Consider the following 19189-nt stretch of genomic DNA (forward strand, 5'->3'; position numbering starts at 1 on the left):
CTTTCCTTCAACAAAACCTAGACTTTCATACATCGGTTTAGCCATATCAGACGAATGTAGCAGGATTTTTCTAATTCATTGTGCCTTCAAATCGTCTATTGCTTCACTAACAAGTTTGGATACAATACCCTGGCGACGATAATTAGGGATTGTGAAAACATTAGTCATATATGCAACCCATACAACGAGTGACTTATCCGATAATGAGGAATCAAAGTAGTTTCTAAAAGTTTCATCCATGCTACTATTGTCCTCATGAGATAGCAGTATCTTGCGAAATTCAATTAACTGCGGTATATCCGTTGCAATAGCTTTTCGAAACAGCACGATTGACTTCCTTCCTATTCAAAACATAGATTTTAAATATTGTGCTGCAACGTAGCGAATGATGTTGCCCTTGCAATAGCGAACAGCTCGCAAGCAATGTTGGACTGAACGTTTATTTCATTCAGTATTCGCGCGCTGCATCGAACCACTGTTGAGCCATCTCCTCTGCTATTGGCTGACCAATCAGGTGATCAGACTGACTGAGTTGCCACACCGCTTCACCAAGGTCTTCACGTTCAGTGGTTTCAATGCCTTTGAGGTTGTTGAAGCGCACGGTGAAAGCGGTAATAGCTGCCTCGGCTTCGGCGAAACTACGGGCCTCGGACAAAGTTGCCTGTGCAATGTTGTAAGCTTCATTAGCCAGCTTGGCCAGACGTTTAGGCCACGACGAAAACGGGCGGCCGAACTCAGTCGTCCACCACTCAGCCTTTCGTAATTTGCTCACTGAAGCATGGTCGGTCCAAGGGCGGGTTACAGCGCGAGTTTTCATTTGCTGTTTTAGACGCTTGCCAGCAATTTCTTCCACATTATAGGCGATAAATCTAGTAAGCAACGGCCACACGTTCAAGGTCGGCAAGCCACCCAGATCAGGCATGAAGCGCAGCTCCAAATTCGTTAACTGGGTATGATGAGCCATTAAGTCCAGGTCGCAAAAGTTTCCCCACAAACTCAGTGAGGTTAGGTTTGGGAACCGGTTTAGAAACTCCAGCGAAATCGGCTGACCTAACGGCGTATTCTGTAGCGTCAGGCTCGTTACCTTGTGCAGCTCACCCATGTCAGGCAGCAAGAAAGGAGTATCAATCTTGCGTTGGCCGGTGCGCGGCGCTAGTGTCAGAGAAGATGGCATATCTCCTATGGCCGAGAAGCGTGATAGGTCGCCGGATACACTCAGGCGGAAATGCCGCTTCGGAAGTCTCAAGCTCAGAGAGCTCCCGGACTGATCCAACTCGATATGTAAGCCATACAAATTGGACTGAGTGGCATCCGCCACCGTGTCTGCAGAGAGGAGCGGAGTCCACGTCATCTCTTCAATGGGACGTTTCTGTGCCCAGTCAAAGAAGCCTTGGTCACTGCCTGTATAATGCAGAAATCGCGGCCAAGGAGAGCCCGCCGGGGTGGCAAAGACATCAAATACGGTCCAATCAATATGCGTATCAGGTGAGACATGAAGGTCTGCCTTCTTCCCCAATTGCGACGGTCCAATGGATAGACTGCCCACACCGGGCTTAATGACAAGAGTATGACTAAGTGGACCTGTCAGGTCGATAGGATAACCACCAACTTCTCTAATTGAACCAGCTGAAGGACTAGCTTGGCTATCATTTGGCATTTCTATCATCCTTTCCTCTGAAGCATATTCAGACCTAACTATTCACGCCTGACTCTATCTTCTGAGCAATAAATTGTTTGAATCTTGTAAAATACCGCTCTGATGCTTCCCAGCGCCTAAGATCCAAATAGGGCATGTCCTGCTTGCCATATTGATCGGGCGGCTGATAATACCGGGAAACATAAGTTCCATTATCCAGTGTATAAAAATAATATGCTCCATCCGGTGTCTTGATTTCAATCCGACCATGCAGGAGGTCTCCGTCCTCGTCCGTATGCGCTTGACGGAAACTGTAGCATTTGGAGCCGTCCCAGAACCCGTCATCCACCTCTTCTTCCTCTTCCGAATATAATTCCTGAATTACGGGGTGTTGCAAAATATCTTCCACATACTGTACCTCAATGTTTCGTAAATAAAGCTCAGCCATATTCGCGCAGGTCAGCAACATCGTCCAGCAATCGCTAATCTCTGCTAGTTGTTCCTGAGACTCTTCTGAAATGTCCTCCCACTCAGAGCCTTCATCTATGGTTCTCCTCAACAAACCGACAGAATGATCTTGCTCCAGCCAAATATAATAGTGATGCCGGTTATCATTCATATACACGCTAAGATCCCGCTCTTCTCCGTCAGCATCTATATGCTCCAGTTGAACTTTGAAAAAAACGTCTTGCTCCCAAAATCTAAAAGACGGCTTGTCACTCGGCATTAAAATACACTGCGTCAACTTCAATATATTTTCCTCATTGATCGTGTTGTGGGTGAAATATAAATGAACAGCTTTCTTGTTAGTCGGGGATTCATTTATTTTTTTCAGTACGGAACGCCCTTCTTTAATTATGTTCACTAGTGTGCCAAAGGAAAAGTCGGCTTCCTCTTCCTCCTCTTCTACATCCAGAAAAACTTCATCGATTAACACCTCATGAATATCCACCGGAAGCTCCTGAAATACGCCGTCCCCTTCCCACACATTTACTAAGCAGGGAATCGATTTCTGTCCGTCAACTTTGATGCTGTACTCATCATCCTGAACTAAAGCCGCAGCGCTGAGATCACCTTTCACAATCGTTTCCCCATGATTGTAGGAGCCGCACAATATTTCCTCAATCATCAGATTGCCCGAAACATAAATTTCCTGACCGCCTACAGCTATATTTTTCGCACTCATATTACCGGTCACCATAAGTCCAATAGCACCGTCTGTTTCTTTGTTATAGAGATTGTCTACAGTAAAATTCCCATCTATAAAAATGATAATTACCTCTTTTTGTTGCGGAAAAGCCTGCTCCCAATCCAGATTAAGAGAAGGCAGTGTTAAATCCCCTTCATAATAAGCGGCAAGCTGCTCGTCACTGAAATCCTGGTAAAACTTCGCCCACCATGAGCCTTCCGGAAATTTATCTGCTAGTTGACTAATAGGAATGAATCGGAAAAGATTGCTCATAACATTATTTTCCCTTCATCTTTAAAATTTCCATTATTTTCTCATATGTAAAAATTAGGGTCAATCTTAACTTTAGGATTGATTCATCAAATAATCTACGGAGCGAAATCATAGGCACTACCAAATACATCAAAAAGAGCAACCCTTACATGAAGTATGGGTTGCTCTTACTTTTATGAAAAGAGATATCTTACCTGTATGTGCTACGATCCAGCTTATGATTATTTTTAGATCAATCAAGCTCCGCGTCTGCGCATTCCGCCTCGAGCCTTGCAATGACCTCGAAGTGGGCTTGATCCGTGAAGCGAAGCACCTCATTTTCCTGTACGATTATCCCTTCCCGAATCCGCTCATCCAGCCAGTCGCTGATCCATCCGGGAGCATACCCGCCTTGACCGAACTCGCCGCCAAAAGCGATTATTGTCTCATATACATCCAGATATTGTTGACGGCCCGTATTCGGATAAGCCCTTGTGTACAGCCAGAACTGCACATCGTACATCAGAGTAGAAAGCTCATCCGCATGAAAGGAAAAGTGTCCTTTCTCTTCAACGATTCGGGTACAGACTTTACGGATCTTCTGCTCAAGCTGGTCCACCTCAGGCACACGACTACACAGCTCCGCGAGCAAAGGTGAGAACTTGCCTACGGCTACTTTTCGCAGATCCTCTTCTTTATCTTCTTGAGAGGTATCATATTCCTCCTCACTCACCAGACCGCGGATAAACGTCTCGAAGTCTTGCGCGAGGAATGTAATCTCATAATCGTCTTCCTGATCCACATGAATCACCTCGGGTTCACCGTCCCTCCCGCAGTTCCGGTAATCCAGCATCACAACATCATGGCCTGCTGAAGGGCAGTCACAAATCACCACCCCGATGTCAGGATACCCCCACTCCTCAATCATGAACGGGCTGCCGAGATCGCCGCAGATTGAATAGCTTTTCTCGCGCCCAATGCCCATAATGCCTGTTATCGCAATATGATCCTCAGCCCATGAGGTCGCGTCCTCCGTCGGGTAACAAGTATTGTAAGGAACTCCCCCATTATGCTGCTTCATCAGACGGATATAGGAGGCAGGAAGCTTGTAACCAAGCTCTTCTTCTACGGAAGCAATCAGTTCATCCGTAGGCGGATCAGAGACATATTCTCTTATTGCATAATCGCTATCGTCCCAAAATTCGGTGAAATCCATTCCTTCAAAGGGAGTTGCAGCCGTCCTCGAATCATTATGCGAATCTTTAATCACTCGTCTGGCTGCGGCGAGTTGTTCTTTGCGTAGCTTGCGCTGGCTAAAGTTCAGTAACATGGCCGTATTCTCGTTGTCAGGATCGAGATCATTGGCGATACCCAGCACTCTCACTGCTTCCTCATATCGGTTCAGATAATAGTAGGAATACCCTACACGAAAATGCCACAACGGGTCATCCTGCCCCTGTTCTGCAATCATCGCAAACTGTTCAAGCGCTTCTTCATAATGACCCAGATTGTTATACGCTCTTGCCAGACTGCTGATCGCCTCGTAATCTCTGTCCTCTGGTGAAATCTCCATCAAGGTATCAACTATCTTCTGATGTTCATCATCTTCATGCCACTGTGCCAGCTGTGCAATTCGCTCTTTATCCATGTCTACCTCCCCAAGCAAATAATCAAGTTGCTAGAATATAGAAATATAGTTTTCCCTATTCTACCAGATAGGAAGTAGGTATTGAAAATTGAAATAAGGCCTAATTATTGGTACAGCCATATCCCTGAAACCGTCATGATTGCTGGCAGTGCAGACTCGTCCACCGCCACATTGTCGTACCAGCCACCCACCGCAAGGTTAAGCACTAGATAAAAGGGTTCATCAAAGGGCATCACGCCCGGCTCCTGGCGACGCTCAGCAAAGCAATGGCCATCTACCAGCCATCGAATTGAACTTGCATCCCATTCCAGTGCATAATCACGGAATTCATTAATCGTCCCGTTTTCAAACTGGTACGAAAACTCCTCGACGATTTGATGTTCCCAATCCTTTCCGTAGTGCAGCGTTCCGGATATTTGCTGGGGTAAGCGGCCTTTGGCTTCCATGATATCAATCTCGCCGGAAGCTGGCCAATGCCCGTAAACTTGTTCCTGCGGAAGCAGCCAAATGGCAGGCCATATCCCTTGCCCTAACGGCAGCCTTGCACGCACGACTAACTTACCATAGCAAAAGGAAAAACGGTCCTTTGTATCCAAACGGGCCGAGGTATATCCAAAATGCCGCCCATCCTTTTCAATGGATTCGCTGCGCGCACACAAGTTTAAGCCAAATTCATCGATATATAGGTTGCTGGAATGATCCGTGTAATACTGCTGCTCACCGTTGCCCCAACCTGGGTCTATTGGATTACCATTGTTATCTAGCAAGTCGTTGCCATGGCGAATATTCCATAACTTCAGATCAGTATTACTAGCTAAGAAATTTTGTTCCCATACAAGCTTGTTCATCCTTTGCACACTCCCCTCATTTAATCACAGCATACTTAAATTTTGCGGCTGGTCAAACAAATCTAAAGAATTGGGATAGGGTCAATAATCCTGGGCTTTTTTTCCTATACGCTTTTTCATACGATGAAATAGAAAGGGGGCACGGAACATGTTCCAATACAGAACGGAACAAATGAAAGCGCTTGTTAAACAGTGGCAATTGCAAAGCATGGTTATCCCGGGAATCCTCTGGATGTTTATCTTTTGTTATATCCCCATGTTTTGGCTCATTATTGCATTTATGGACTACAGCATCGCCAAACCCTTACTAGAATCACCGTTTATAGGGCTGAAGCATTTTCACGATTTTATGACAGATGAGCGTTTTTGGCGTTCGATCCGCAATACCCTGGGGATGAGCAGCATTAAGCTGATCTTGGGTTTCCCCATTCCTATCTTGTTTGCCTTAATGCTTAATGAAATACGGAGTCTTCGATTTAAGCGTACGGTACAAACCATTTCGTACCTGCCGCACTTTATTGCCTGGACGATTTTTGGTGGCATTGCACTCAATTGGCTCGGTGAAGGCGGTGTGATCAATCAGCTGATGATGGCAATCGGGTTTCAGGAACGCGAAATCCTGTTTAACAGCGACCCTAAGTACTTTTGGTGGATTACCTATTTCACCGATATTTTGAAGGAAACGGGTTGGAGCGCCATTATCTACATAGCGGCAATATCCGGTATTGATCCGGGACTGTACGAAGCAGCCGAGCTGGATGGCGCAAATCGGCGGCAGCGAATGTGGCATATCACCATTCAGAGCATACGCCCCACCATCGCTATTTTGTTCATCCTCGCTGTCAGCGGGATACTCGGCAGTAACTTTGAGCAGATCTTTATGTTGAAGAACAACATGAACATGAAGATGGCGGAAAGTCTGGACTTGTATATCTATAATATGGGGTTGGTCTCCGGGCGCCATTCTTTCTCAACAGCCGTCCTGTTTGCCCGCTCTATTGTGGCGCTAGGTTTGTTGTTTTTGGCCAATCACACATCCAAAAAACTAACCGGTGACAGCATTTTTTAAAAGGGAGAGGACAGAGGTATGGAAAGACGCAAGAGGTTTCGGCAAATCGGAGTATTTGAGGTCTGCAATACCCTGCTGATGCTGGCGGTTTGTTTTTTAACACTGTACCCGATGTGGTTTGTATTTATTAACTCACTTAATGCGCCGCAGCAAGCATCACTGGGCACCGTCAACTGGTTTCCCAAAGAATTATCGCTGGCCAGCTATAGTGTTGTGTTCAATGATAAGACGATGATGAACGGTTTTTACATCACCACCCTGCGCACGGTACTTGGGACAGCGATCCATGTATTCTTTACCGCCGTTATAGCTTATGGAATGAGCAAGTCTAATCTAATCGGCCGCAAAGTGTATCTCAAAATCGCATTGATTACAATGCTGTTCTCAGGCGGTCTAATCCCTACGTTTATTCTGATGACAAAGCTGGGCTTATATGATAATTTTTGGGTATTTATTATTCCTTCCATGTACACTTTTTTTAATATGGTCATTTTTATGAGCTTCTTCCGCACCATTCCTGACAGCCTGGAGGAATCTGCGAAGGTAGACGGCGCTTCAGACTATGGCGTCTTGTTCAGAATTGTATTGCCCAACAGTATGGCTGTCATTGCAACCATATCGCTTTTTTCAGCCGTTTATCATTGGAATGATTATTACCAGGGCGTTATCTACATCCGCTCGCAGGAATTACTGCCACTGCAGACCATGTTGTACAAAATTATTGCAGAGAACTCCATGTCTTTCATGCAGCAGCAAGCTATGGCACAATTCGGCGCTAGGTTGCCTGGCAACTCTATCAAATTTGCATCCATGATGGTAGCCACACTGCCAATTCTAGTTGTCTACCCCTTTATCCAGCGCTATCTGGTCAAAGGTGTGATGATTGGCGCCATTAAGGGATAAGTGTACGCGTATAGAAACGGGAATCCAAAAATTCAGAAGCAGCAGAGAAAGGATGATTATGTCATGAAACGCAATCTCATTAAGCCAGGTTTGACCCTCGTTCTGGCTATAATTCTGACGCTAGGCATGGCCGCATGTAGCAACAATTCAGCCAACAACAAAGCAACACCACAACCGACGGACAGTACATCACCGCCGCCGAATGAAGCAACACTCAATCCCGATGAACCGGCATGGAAACTCGACACCAGCCCTGTGGATCTGACCTGGTTCGTTGGTGCTAACTGGTATGCCCACACCTGGGGAGAAAGCTTGACCTCCAAGTATGTAACAGAAAAAACAGGTGTTAACATCAAGCTGGAAGTACCCTCCGGCGAAGCGAACGAGCATATTACTTTGATGATGACCTCCGGCAAGCTGCCCGACTTGATCTCGATGGGTTCGTGGGAAACGGCTGTTAAAAAGCTATGGGAAGGCGATCATGTCTATGCCTTGAATGAATTGGCAGATAAGTATGATCCCTACTTCTTCAAGGTGGCTGGAGACGGCACACTGAAATGGTATCGCCAAGAAAATGGTAATACCTATGGTGTTCCGAATGATTCATATAGCCCCAACCTGATGCATGAAACCGGCATGACGGCCGCCAACCAGACTTTTCTGGTTCGGAAGGATCTGTATGAAGAAATGGGCAGTCCGGACCTGAGCACACCAGAGGGCTTTCTGAATGCATTGCAATTGTTGAAGGATAAATATTCGCAGTATAAAGGTCAGCCGATCAGCCCCTTCTTTGCACAAGGGAATGTTCCTTACGGGATGACTGAATATTTGCAGAACCTGCTGGCCGTTCCGCATGAGAAAGACGGTAAAGTATACGACCGCATTACCGATCCCGATTATATCGCCTGGCTGAAAACCTTCCGTACGGCTTACGAGCGCGGGCTGATTAATGTAGATTTCCTGGTGGATTCCGATACTCAGGTAGAGGAAAAAACGAACAACGCACGTTATTTCATGATGGTCCGGGAGTGGACTGGTATGTCGGCTGTCAATCCTATGCTGGCTGCAAGTGGAAACCCCGATTCTTATTACATCGCAGTCGATGGGCCAAAGAACAGCAAGGGCGACAGTCCTAAGCTATTCCCCGGCAACATGGACGGCTGGATGGTGACGATGATTAGCAAATCCACCGAAAATCCTGAACGGGCCATCCGCTTTTTGAGCTATCTGGCCAGCGAAGAAGGCCAACGTGATATATTCCTTGGCAAAGAAGGCGAAACATGGGAAATGGTGGACGGCAAGCCGCAGCTGAAGCCTGAAATGGTAAATTTGCTCGAAACTGATATTGAGAAAATGGAGAAAGAATATGGCATCATGGACACCTATTGGATGATGCGAAACCCTGTAATCATCAACCAGTGGAGACCAGAGAAAGCTCCTGTCATTAAGCAAATGGAAGACTTCGCTAATAAACGGGCTGATATTGATAGCGGTATCTACAAGGGCTTAGATCCACAGGGTGATTCTGATGTATCGGTAGCCTGGTCGCGTATTTCTCAAAATTGGGAGGAAGTTCTCCCTGAGCTGATTACGGCCAAGAATGAGGCTGACTTTGATAAAATCTTTGAAAACTTCCTTGACCGCCGCGAGAATTACAGCTTCGGCAAGGTGATGGAATACCGCCAGGCTGAACTGGATGTGCGAAAATCCAAAATGGCAGAGTAATAATCCCCGTATAAAGATTGCTGCCGGTCACCGAAATGGTGGCCGGTATTCCCTTTTTCACTAGTTATAACCATTTGGAAAAACAGCCTAGTTACCTACCAGGCGGTTTGTAATATATGGTATATTACAAGGGTAGGAGGCTGCTTAAATGAAGTATCTGCTGACTAAAATGAAGAGGCTTTACCGAAATTCACGCATTTCGAAAAAATTGTTTCTGGCCTTTAGCATGATGATTGCCGTTCCTGCGATTGTAGTATCTTTTTTATTTATTCGCATGCAGGAAAGCCAGCTATACAAGGACGCTATGGCCACCGGCAGCAGCCATGTCTCACGGCTTAACGAACAGCTGCGCAGCAGAATGGGCGTTATTGAGAACGCTTCCTCTACTGCGCTGAATCAAAAGGCATTTGTAGATTTTATTCACTCCAATATGCGCGGGGATGGCCTGCGTCTCGTAAAATTTAGACAAAATCAATTTGAGCAAATGCATAATATCATTCAGAGCCACGAGATGATCAGTGAGCTCAGTTTCTATGTCGATAATCCAAATCTATTTGAGATTTGGCCTGAAATCTACCATTATGACAAGTTTTGGCCGCAGGACTACTGGGTGACCCTTCGGGAGGAAGGTGGTGCGGCATTCCGCCTATTTGCTTTTAAGGATGGCGAGCATACGCTATCTTATTACCGACTGGTACGCCTACAAGGGCAGCAGCAAAAACTCCCTACCATTATGGAAATTCGCGCCCAGCATAGCGTCTTTTTCAATGACCTGCTTGAGGATAGCGGGGGAGATTTCTTTTCTGTAGTGATGGACGGAAGCAACCCTTCCCGCTCTGTTTACAATCCTGATCATCTCTTTTCTCAAAATGCCGGGGAGGATTTGGATAAAATTCTGGGCAGCATTCATCAACAGCTGGATGTGCTTCAGCAAAGTAGCCCCAGCCCCATTAAGGTTGAGGTCGGCAACCATACTTACTACGCATTGTATCGGTACATCGCCCCCTTGAACGCCTATGTCGTAGATATTGCCTCTCATCAGGCACTGATGAAGGGGCCGCGGAGCTGGTATCTACTCGTTGTAGCGATCACACTATGTGTTCTGCTCCTGATGCTGCTGCTTGTTTCACATACTACCCGGCGTATATTCAGGCGGCTGGACAGGGTTCTGGCTTCTATGCGTAAGGTGCGGCAAGGACAACTGGATGCAAAAATCGAAACCGGTCTCGGTGCGAACGAAACCGGTGATGAAATTGATGAAGTGGCCGTCAGCTACAATAACATGTTAGACGAGATCAAGCATCTGATGACTCAGGTGGTAGATAAGCAACTGGTTGCCAAAAATGCTCAACTGCATTCGCTGCATTCGCAGATCAATTCGCATTTTTTATATAACGCATTGGAATCTATTCGTATGCTCGCGGAGGTTCAGCGACAGCCTGCGATCGCCGACGCGTTGGTGTCTCTAGGTTCCCAACTGCGTTACAGCATGCAGTGGCGCAGCGATACGGTTGCCCTTAGCGAAGAACTTGCCAACATACACAGCTATATCCGCTTCATAAATTTTATGGAAGGCGGCAACATTGTATTGATGGCTGATCTCCCCCAGGAGGTGCTGCGTTATACAATTCCTAAAATGTGCATGCAGCCCATCGTCGAAAATGCCGTTCATCACGCGGCGCCTTCAGGCGGCAGTGTAAATATCCAAATTACCGTATCTGTAGAGAATGAAAGTCTTCTGCTAATAAAAATACGAGATGATGGTGCAGGTGTTAACCCAGAGATGCTGTACAATTTGCAAGCTGTGCTACTAGGCGATATGGATTCGCCGATTGTCACCAGCAAGAACGGACTGGGCCTAGAGAACGTGCATAAACGCATACAACTTCATTATGGCAAGGGCTGCGGTCTTTGGATTGACAGTGTGCAGGGTGCCTATACCTGTGTGACCATACGCTTGCCTTGGGAAAATGTGAATCTTGGAGGATGGTAGAGTATGATCAATATTCTGATTGTCGATGATCAAAAGCATATTCGCGATGGACTTCAGGCCATGCTGCCCCAATTTCCCCTGCAGCTGGACAACATTTACTGTGCCGTAAACGGCATCGAGGCCTTGGGAATATTACGTCAGCACAACATTCAACTGGTAATTACCGATATCCGAATGCCTGATATGGATGGGCTAACACTGATGGCTCGGAGCAAAGCGGAACGCATCGAGGTGGAATACCTGATTATTAGCGGCTTCAGTGATTTTGCTTATGCTCAAAAAGCCATCGAACTCGGGGCAAAGGGCTACCTGCTTAAGCCTGTGAAACGTGAAGATTTACAAACCGCGGTAGAACATGTAGCGCATGAAATAAAAACTCGGCAGGCGCTCTCGCGCAATATGGAGCATATCTCCCGTCGTGCTCAAGAGACCGACCGCAAAGAACTGAGTATGTATATGCAGGGCGCGGTGAGCGATGAGTCGTGGGTCCTCCAGACCCAGCAGCAGAATCTAAAGTTATGGAGTAATTACCGCCTATGCCTGCTGCGGGAGGAACTATGGATTAACCAACCGGGGGCTAATAGTAGCCACAGCATGGAATCTATTGCCTATCGTGTATATGGCAGACAAGGTTGCATATGCCTGCAGCACCGCCCGTATCTGATCCTCGCGGTGGATGCGTCCGTAGATACGGGCGCCTTTCCGTCCGCTCTTAAGACAGGACAGATCGATGCCATCACTGCCATGACCAGCCCGCAGCAAGGATTGAAGGCACTGCCCCTCAGCTATACACAAGCGCTTGAGCTCTACCGCCACAGTTACCTTTTTCCTGAAAAGAGCTGCATTCTACCTACGCATATTGTAAGGCTGGAACAGCAGTGGGAGCTTCCCTATGAGGAGCTGTATGCCCTGTTCCAATTAGTCGGTAGCAAGAATAGCGGTGCAATTACCCAAGGTATTTCTATGATATTTCACAAAGATACGCTGCAACGCTATCACATCCAATACACCCAGCAGCTATGCCGTGCCATCGTGCAAATGCTGGAGGAATACGTACGTGTCATCCGCCCATACATGGGAGAAGAAGCGCTGGACATCGAATGTTTGCGTAATCTATTCGACTATCCGGGTATTCGCGATTATATTCAGGCGTTGCAACAACAGCTGCTTCGGCTGAACCAATTCTATTACGAATATAAGTGCAGCTACCGAAACTCGCAGGATTTGAATGAAGCCATTCGTTTTATACACGAAAGTTATCATAAACCACTGGACCTCGCGATGGTATCCAACCACGTGTCGCTTAATTATGCCTATTTTTCTAATCTGTTCAAGAAGAATATCGGCAAAGGCTTTGCAGAATACCTGCGCGACGTGCGCCTGGATAAAGCTCGGCGGCTGCTGGCTGAGACCGATCATAAAATCGTAGAGGTAGCCACCATGGTAGGGTATGAAAGCTATAAAAGCTTTACACGTGCCTTCCGGGATGTCATGGACATGCAACCCACAGAGTACCGCCAAATGATTCGCCGGAAGCATGACAGAGAAGACAATTACCAGGACACAGCGCTATAAATAGTCAAGAGCCAAAAAATTGGGTTATAACAAAAATAATTGTACCTTTTAGCTGATTATTATATTCGATAGAATAGAGTTGTTCCTAAATGAAAGCGGTTTCGTTTTCTATTATTTTATTAAAGGAGGGCAAGTATGAAGCGAATTCACAATACGGAGAGTGGTTTTAAGCAGAAGGTATTCAGTTTGTTCTTAGCGGTAGTGCTGTTGGCTGGTGTTGGTCTAATGCCGACTTCGAAGGTGCAAGCAGCAGTAACCACAGTTACCTCTATGTCTTACTTTTCAGCGGCAGACGGACCTGTCATCTCAAAATCAGGGGTTGGACACGCTAGCTATGGATTCGTCATGCCTACATTCAATGGAGGCTCTGCTACCTGGAATGATGTTTCCGATGATGTCGGTGTAAAAGTGAAAGTTGCTGGCAGTTGGGTTGATATAGACAGTGCCGGCGGCTATACCTACAACCAAAACTGGGGACACTGGAGTGACGGCGGCTTGAATGGCTATTGGTTCACGCTCTCCGCAACCACTGAAATTCAGCTGTACTCCAAAGCTAACGGGGTAACACTGGATTACACCCTAGTATTTCAGAACATAAACAAGACAACTATCACCGCTATGGCGCCTACACAAGGGCCACAGATTACGGCAGGTTTCACCGGTAGTGCCGGCTTTACTTATCCTACCTTCAACAACGATTCGGCGGTAACGTATGAAGCAGTGGCTGACGATTTGAAGGTATATGTAAAACCTGTAAACAGCAGTACCTGGATTGATATTGACAATAACGCAGCCAGCGGCTGGATCTATGATAACAACTTCGGACAATTCACTGAAGGGGGCGGCGGCTACTGGTTTACCGTAACGGAGTCTATCCATGTAAAATTAGAATCGAAGACCTCTTCAGCTAACGTCATTTACACTCTCACCTTTAATAAACCTGTAAGAAATTCATACGTCCTCACTCCCTATGAGGGAACGACCTTTACCGCAGATGCGAAAGGCGTCATAGGTGTACCGCTGCCCAAGATTGATGGGGGAGCACCTATTGGCACCGAGCTCGGAAATTACGTTTACCAGATTAACATCAACGGACAATGGGTGGCTATGAGTGATTCCAGTCAGAGCGGATTTGTATACGCCGGTAACGGCTATAACAACATGTCCGATGCCAACCAATGGGGATATTGGGCTGACTATATCTATGGGCTTTGGTTCCAGCCCGTACAAGAGGATGTGCAGATTCGTATCGGCTATCCATTGAATGGACAGACGGGCGGAAATGTGGGCAACAATTACGTCAACTACACCTTTATTGGCAATCCCGATGCCCCGCGTCCGGATGTATCCGATCATGATGACATTACTATCGGAACACCAAACGACCCAGCCATTGAAGGCATGAATCTCATCTGGCAGGATGAATTTAACGGAACCACGCTCGATACGAATAAATGGAGCTATGAGCAGGGTTATTATATCACTGACGATCCCAATAGTTGGGGTTGGGGCAACGCGGAACTTCAGCACTATACAGACAGTGCACAAAATATATTTGTACAGGACGGAAAGCTAAACATCCGAGCATTGCACGATTCCAAATCCTTTCCGCAGGACCCAAACCGGTATGCACAATATTCCTCCGGTAAAATTAACACCAAAGATCAGTTGTCTTTCCAGTACGGAAGAGTAGACATTCGTGCCAAGCTGCCTACAGGTAATGGCGTCTGGCCAGCACTCTGGATGCTTCCGAAAGATTCCGCCTATGGTGCATGGGCCGCATCCGGCGAAATTGATATTATGGAAGCCAAAGGACGCTTGCCTGGCACGACCAGCGGCGCCATACACTTTGGTGGTCAATGGCCGGTGAACAGATATATTGCGGGTGAGTATCACTTCTCTGAAGGCCAGACCTTCGCCAATGATTATCATGTGTACTCCATGGTCTGGGAAGAAGATAATATGAAATGGTATGTAGATGGAAAGTTCTTCTTTAAAGTGAGCAGAGATCAATGGTATTCCGTAGCTGCACCGAACAATCCGAATGCCCCATTCGATCAGCCCTTCTACATCATTATGAATTTGGCGATCGGCGGATATTTTGACAACGGTCATACCCCGGACCCATCCGATATCCCTGCAACAATGCAGGTCGATTATGTACGTGTCTATAAAGAAGGCAACAGCCAGAATCCGGGTAACGACGTACCGGTTACCGGTGTAACCCTGAATCAGACCACTGCACAGGTGGAAGTCGGACAGACTGTACAGTTGAACGCCAATGTAGCCCCGTCTAATGCAACGAATAAGCAGGTCACTTGGGCCGTGTCGAACGCCAACGTCGCTTCCGTGAATCCGAACGGTCTCGTGACGGGAATCGTTCCGGGCACGACAACCGTAACGGCTACAACAGCCAACGGCAATAAAACAGCCACTTCCACCATCACTGTTGTACCGGCATCATCATCCGGTGTTATCATTGTTGGCGATGAGGTGCGTGGCTTGAAGAAAATAGGCGACGACCTGCTGTTCTATGTGAACGGCGCAACCTTTGCCGACTTACACTATAAGCTAAATAACGGTGGGCAGCTGAACGTAGCCATGACCCCGGCAGGGAACGGTAACTATACCTACCCTGTAAATAACCTGCAACAAGGGGATACTATCGAGTACTCCTTCACCTATAATCCGGGGCAAGGGGCCGTCGATTCTCCGACACTCACCTATATCCATGGGGTAACCCAAGGAACACCGGAGTAATCTAGATGAACCCTAGGCAAAATGCATAAACACGAATAGGCGAAGAGGAAGTGTTGGAACTTCCCTCTCGCCTATTTTGTTGTTTCTGTCATGCTGTTCTCCTCGGTGGAAGATCGGCTAGCTAGCCTCATGATTATGAGCCGCCTATTCAAAAAAGAAAGTGCGAAAAAGCCGGTTCATCACCGGAAGCTTTTCTCACCTTCGCTCTCTTGTCTAAATTAACGCGTCGAAATGTCCCTCCGAGTTCACCGTCGCCGTCCGGGGATCGGTCAAACCGATGCCCTTGAGGCCTCCCTTCCACTCATTCCGCCAGAGGAAGGGGTGATCTTGTAGCGGAGAAGCCGGTACAAAATTTACGGGGCTGCTACTCCCGCTTTTCTGTACGAGTTGGGACTCCAGCAGCCGGATTTGCCGCTGCAGCTGCTCCCGGCGATAAGGAGTCTGCATCTCGCTTCCTTGTGCTGCATTCACTTTATCCAGTTCCATCATCAGCCGGTTCCGCTGTTTTTCCAGGGAACTGACCTCACTCTGTGTACCGCCGTAGGCCGCAATGGCCTGTAACGGACGGATGCCTGCTACTGTCAGTGCTGCCATGATCCTTCACTCCGTTTCCTTGGCTTCCACTCCAAATTCAACCAAATTTGAAAGTTCTAATCATCTTTATTACCCGCCAATCCTCTTCATGACAACATCACAGCCTCAATTGGAAAATAATCGTCGTATAGTCACATTTGGCCGCTTGTTTCGACCATACCAAAGACCCACCGAAGGCTGGCTAAAGTCCCTTTATTGCCCCCTTACTCGTCCTTCAACCCCCACTGATACAAAAATGATAGACACTACTGTTAGGACAAACGTCCATACCAAGATAATGAGGTCCAGCTCGAAATATATAATAATGAGAATGGTCCACTAATTGACTCATTAATAGCTGTTTCCGCTTCAAGTCCGTTATAATGGCAATCGATTGCTTCAACGTCATATTTAATTCAATCTTCGGTAGAAATAATTCCCCCTCATAATACATTGATTAAAATTGCATTCCGTCCTCCCGGTCAGTGCCTCTTTAGGATATATAAAACAATAATAAATTTTAGATACTTTCTTGTTAGTTTCTATTGATGTAATATAACGTGTTCATGATCAGTAGATTCCTTTCAATTAACAAGTATAAGAGATGGAAATAAGGGCTAATTTAAGACCATCTGTTATGCAAGGGGCTCAGCATATGACATATGGAGAAATTCTATTTCGTACGGCAACGTCTTTCGTTGCTCTACTCGTATTGACACGTCTGCTCGGTAAAAAACAAGTCGGGCATCTAACGTTCTTCAATTATGTAACAGGAATTACCTTCGGCTCCACCACTGCGGAGATTATCGTCAACAGACAAATCACGCTGCTGCAAGGAATATCTAGCTTGATCTTATGGTCTCTCTTGGCGTTCATCGTTGCTTGGATCGGATTGCGCTCCGTCAGAGCACGTGAGATTCTCGATGGCCAACCTACGATTCTCGTCAAACAAGGCAAAATTCTGGAAAAGGCATTGGCTAAGCAGCACCTCAACATCGACGATTTAAGCATGCTGCTTCGGAACAAGGATGTCTTCTCCCCCACAGATGTCGAAGTTGCTATTTTGGAACCTGACGGTCAACTCAGCGTGTTAAAAAAAGAAGAAATGCTGCCTGCAACAAAAAAGGATGTAAAAGCAACCGTTATGCCTATTCACAATATCCCGACTGAGCTTATCGTTGATGGTAAAATCGTAGAAAAAAACCTTACTAAAATAGATGTTTCCAAAGTCTGGCTCAACCAGCAACTAAAGAAAGCCAACATTCATTCTTTTGATCAAGTATTTTACGCAGAGCTCCAATTGGACGGATCGTTATATATCGACAAATACCAGGATTCGATTCCATAAAAAGACCCGATAGCGACAACTTGAGTTCGTCCGACCTTCAACAACTTTAGAAATGCCCCTCTACAACCAAAAAAAGAAGGGCTTTTACTTCTGCAAGTAAAAGTTCCTTCTTTAGGTACCATATCATGCCTCGCCGCAAAACGTCCCCTTATTTAGGGTCCCCTTCTCGATGCTGTCTGCCTTAGAAGCAGGTGAACGAGCGAATCCGATTCAAATCAATACCGAAGTACCCCCAGAAGAGACCGAACCATCTGAACCCTGCAACAGAATTACGCCCCACGAATACCGGGAAGAACCAGAATTGCTCGCCGTTGTTCAGCCAAATGTATGTGTTGCGGAACAGACAGCCTCTGATCGCACCAGGGTCGATGGCAAATGCAGTGGCCGACATTTGCGGTACGAATTGCGGTGGAGGTGCCGTCGGCGCTTGAACGCCTCCCGGTGCAGCTCCTGGAGGTCCCGGAGTCCCAGGAAATCCACCTGGTCCACCCGGTCCTCCTGGTCCTCCTGGTCCTCCTGGTCCACCCGGAAACCCTGGGAATTGGCCGCTTCCCGGCGTTGGAAAAAATCCCATATGTGATCGCTCCTTTCAATGAGTAGGCACAATCATCATATGCATTCGCGGAAAGAGTGTTTGGGCGAATGCCAATAAATAATCCACGCCCAGCCGAAGCTGAACAGTAATGAAATTTAGCCACCTAAAAGCCTTTTTCACCTGCTTCGGCTCATAAATATGGACGAATATCCACTTATACTGATTCCTAATTTGACTTAGAATTACCGTAGAAGATTGAAAAAGGCTGTGATTCTAATGTTAATCAAAAGAGACAAATGGTTGCAATATCGCATCCTTCGCAAAGGTTCCTCTCTCGCCGGACGGCTGCCAGAGACACAGTTGCTTAAGAAGAACGCATTAACGAATATGCTGCTTCACTATCAAAGCGTCGTATTGAAACCCCACAACGGGAATTACGGAAGGGATATCCTGTTCACTAAAAGAAACGGTGCAAACGCCTATCGTATTCATAACGAAAAGAAAGCACGACTGGGAGAGCGTTACCCAAAGCTTAGACAAGTCGGGTTCGATATAGGCATCGACAGGAACTGCCGGATTTGGATCATTGAAGGCAATTATCAACCGGACTTACGCCCATTCCGGCTCCTGAAAGATTCTTCAATGCACCGCAGAATATTATGGTATAAGAAACATTAAAACGAAAAAAAGACGACCAGCCTCTTATCTTTGGCCTGTCGTTTTTTCATGTTTGGTGCCTATCCTTGATAATACCCCGCTTGCAATTTTACTTGCGTCTTTTGTTACTTACAACACGCGTCACTTGGAACTTATTAACCCCTACCTGTATAATGGCAAACTGGCTGTAAGAAGTGCCGAAAGACGTATAAGGTTCCGCTTGAATATTTCCACTAGGCGTTCTAACCGTTGCAGTGATTCTAGTCACCAAACAGACTCCACAGCTAGAAGCTTTCCAAGTCTCGTCACGCTGAACATTATAATTGTCATCACTACATAAGATGGATGCATATTCAACTTTTCCAAATGCATTAAACGATGTGGAGTTAAAGATCTGTACGGGGTCATAACCGCCAGCTTTTCTATTTCCCATCCCCAAAACCTCCCTTATTATCGATATTATTCATTAAATGCAATT

General features: G+C 46.5%; 16 protein-coding genes. 8 read left to right on the forward strand and 8 right to left on the reverse strand.

What is annotated here, in order from left to right; all coding sequences use genetic code 11:
* Positions 1-75 precede the first annotated feature (75 nt).
* The 5 genes from ACDZ28_RS01975 to ACDZ28_RS01995 form a co-directional block, all read right to left on the reverse strand.
* Positions 76-240, reverse strand: coding sequence for a GNAT family N-acetyltransferase (locus ACDZ28_RS01975; RefSeq protein ID WP_375105295.1), 165 nt, complete (start codon positions 238-240; stop codon positions 76-78).
* A 208-nt stretch (positions 241-448) separates the two neighbouring features.
* Positions 449-1657 (reverse strand): hypothetical protein, encoded by a 1209-nt coding sequence (locus tag ACDZ28_RS01980; RefSeq protein WP_375103908.1) that lies wholly within the window; start codon positions 1655-1657, stop codon positions 449-451.
* A gap of 34 nt (positions 1658-1691) precedes the next feature.
* Entirely contained in the window at positions 1692-3098 is a 1407-nt protein-coding gene (locus tag ACDZ28_RS01985; RefSeq protein WP_375103909.1) for a hypothetical protein, read from the reverse strand.
* A gap of 232 nt (positions 3099-3330) precedes the next feature.
* Positions 3331-4725, reverse strand: a complete 1395-nt coding sequence (locus ACDZ28_RS01990) for an SMI1/KNR4 family protein (RefSeq protein WP_375103910.1) — start codon at positions 4723-4725, stop codon at positions 3331-3333.
* A gap of 104 nt (positions 4726-4829) precedes the next feature.
* The gene (locus ACDZ28_RS01995; protein ID WP_052414719.1) at positions 4830-5573 is read right to left on the reverse strand and encodes a family 16 glycosylhydrolase; all 744 of its coding nucleotides are present in this window, start codon (positions 5571-5573) and stop codon (positions 4830-4832) included.
* A 148-nt stretch (positions 5574-5721) separates the two neighbouring features.
* Here ACDZ28_RS01995 and ACDZ28_RS02000 point away from each other — a divergent pair, with 148 nt between their 5' ends.
* The 6 genes from ACDZ28_RS02000 (at position 5722) to ACDZ28_RS02025 (ending at position 15598) form a co-directional block, all read left to right on the forward strand.
* Positions 5722-6642 carry a sugar ABC transporter permease gene (locus ACDZ28_RS02000; RefSeq protein WP_042130771.1) on the forward strand — a complete coding sequence of 307 codons (921 nt, stop codon included), beginning with the start codon at positions 5722-5724 and terminating at the stop codon, positions 6640-6642.
* An 18-nt stretch (positions 6643-6660) separates the two neighbouring features.
* Positions 6661-7545 (forward strand): carbohydrate ABC transporter permease, encoded by an 885-nt coding sequence (locus tag ACDZ28_RS02005; RefSeq protein ID WP_042130773.1) that lies wholly within the window; start codon positions 6661-6663, stop codon positions 7543-7545.
* Between the two features lie 63 nt (positions 7546-7608).
* Complete coding sequence (locus ACDZ28_RS02010; protein ID WP_375103911.1) at positions 7609-9270, forward strand: extracellular solute-binding protein; 1662 nt, start codon at positions 7609-7611, stop codon at positions 9268-9270.
* 148 nt (positions 9271-9418) lie between these two features.
* The gene (locus tag ACDZ28_RS02015; protein ID WP_341114809.1) at positions 9419-11263 is read left to right on the forward strand and encodes a histidine kinase; all 1845 of its coding nucleotides are present in this window, start codon (positions 9419-9421) and stop codon (positions 11261-11263) included.
* A gap of 3 nt (positions 11264-11266) precedes the next feature.
* Positions 11267-12838: a response regulator gene (locus ACDZ28_RS02020; RefSeq protein ID WP_339287923.1), complete on the forward strand. Its 1572-nt coding sequence runs from the start codon at positions 11267-11269 to the stop codon at positions 12836-12838.
* 135 nt (positions 12839-12973) lie between these two features.
* Positions 12974-15598 carry a family 16 glycosylhydrolase gene (locus ACDZ28_RS02025; RefSeq protein ID WP_339287924.1) on the forward strand — a complete coding sequence of 875 codons (2625 nt, stop codon included), beginning with the start codon at positions 12974-12976 and terminating at the stop codon, positions 15596-15598.
* A 213-nt stretch (positions 15599-15811) separates the two neighbouring features.
* On the opposite strand, the gene ACDZ28_RS02030 is transcribed toward ACDZ28_RS02025, so the two are convergent.
* On the reverse strand, positions 15812-16192 hold the full coding sequence (locus tag ACDZ28_RS02030; RefSeq protein WP_339287925.1) for a hypothetical protein: 381 nt from the start codon (positions 16190-16192) through the stop codon (positions 15812-15814).
* A 634-nt stretch (positions 16193-16826) separates the two neighbouring features.
* Between ACDZ28_RS02030 and ACDZ28_RS02035 the strand changes: the two genes are divergently transcribed.
* Positions 16827-17519: a DUF421 domain-containing protein gene (locus tag ACDZ28_RS02035; RefSeq protein ID WP_375103912.1), complete on the forward strand. Its 693-nt coding sequence runs from the start codon at positions 16827-16829 to the stop codon at positions 17517-17519.
* A gap of 181 nt (positions 17520-17700) precedes the next feature.
* Here the strand turns inward: ACDZ28_RS02035 and ACDZ28_RS02040 are convergent, their stop codons facing one another.
* Complete coding sequence (locus ACDZ28_RS02040; RefSeq protein ID WP_042130783.1) at positions 17701-18093, reverse strand: hypothetical protein; 393 nt, start codon at positions 18091-18093, stop codon at positions 17701-17703.
* A 237-nt stretch (positions 18094-18330) separates the two neighbouring features.
* Between ACDZ28_RS02040 and ACDZ28_RS02045 the strand changes: the two genes are divergently transcribed.
* The gene (locus ACDZ28_RS02045; RefSeq protein ID WP_156114863.1) at positions 18331-18732 is read left to right on the forward strand and encodes a YheC/YheD family protein; all 402 of its coding nucleotides are present in this window, start codon (positions 18331-18333) and stop codon (positions 18730-18732) included.
* An 88-nt stretch (positions 18733-18820) separates the two neighbouring features.
* On the opposite strand, the gene ACDZ28_RS02050 is transcribed toward ACDZ28_RS02045, so the two are convergent.
* Positions 18821-19144, reverse strand: coding sequence for a hypothetical protein (locus tag ACDZ28_RS02050; protein WP_375103913.1), 324 nt, complete (start codon positions 19142-19144; stop codon positions 18821-18823).
* Positions 19145-19189 lie beyond the last annotated feature (45 nt).

It is taken from the genome of Paenibacillus sp. RS8 (genome assembly GCF_041956825.1).
GTDB lineage: Bacteria > Bacillota > Bacilli > Paenibacillales > Paenibacillaceae > Paenibacillus_AQ.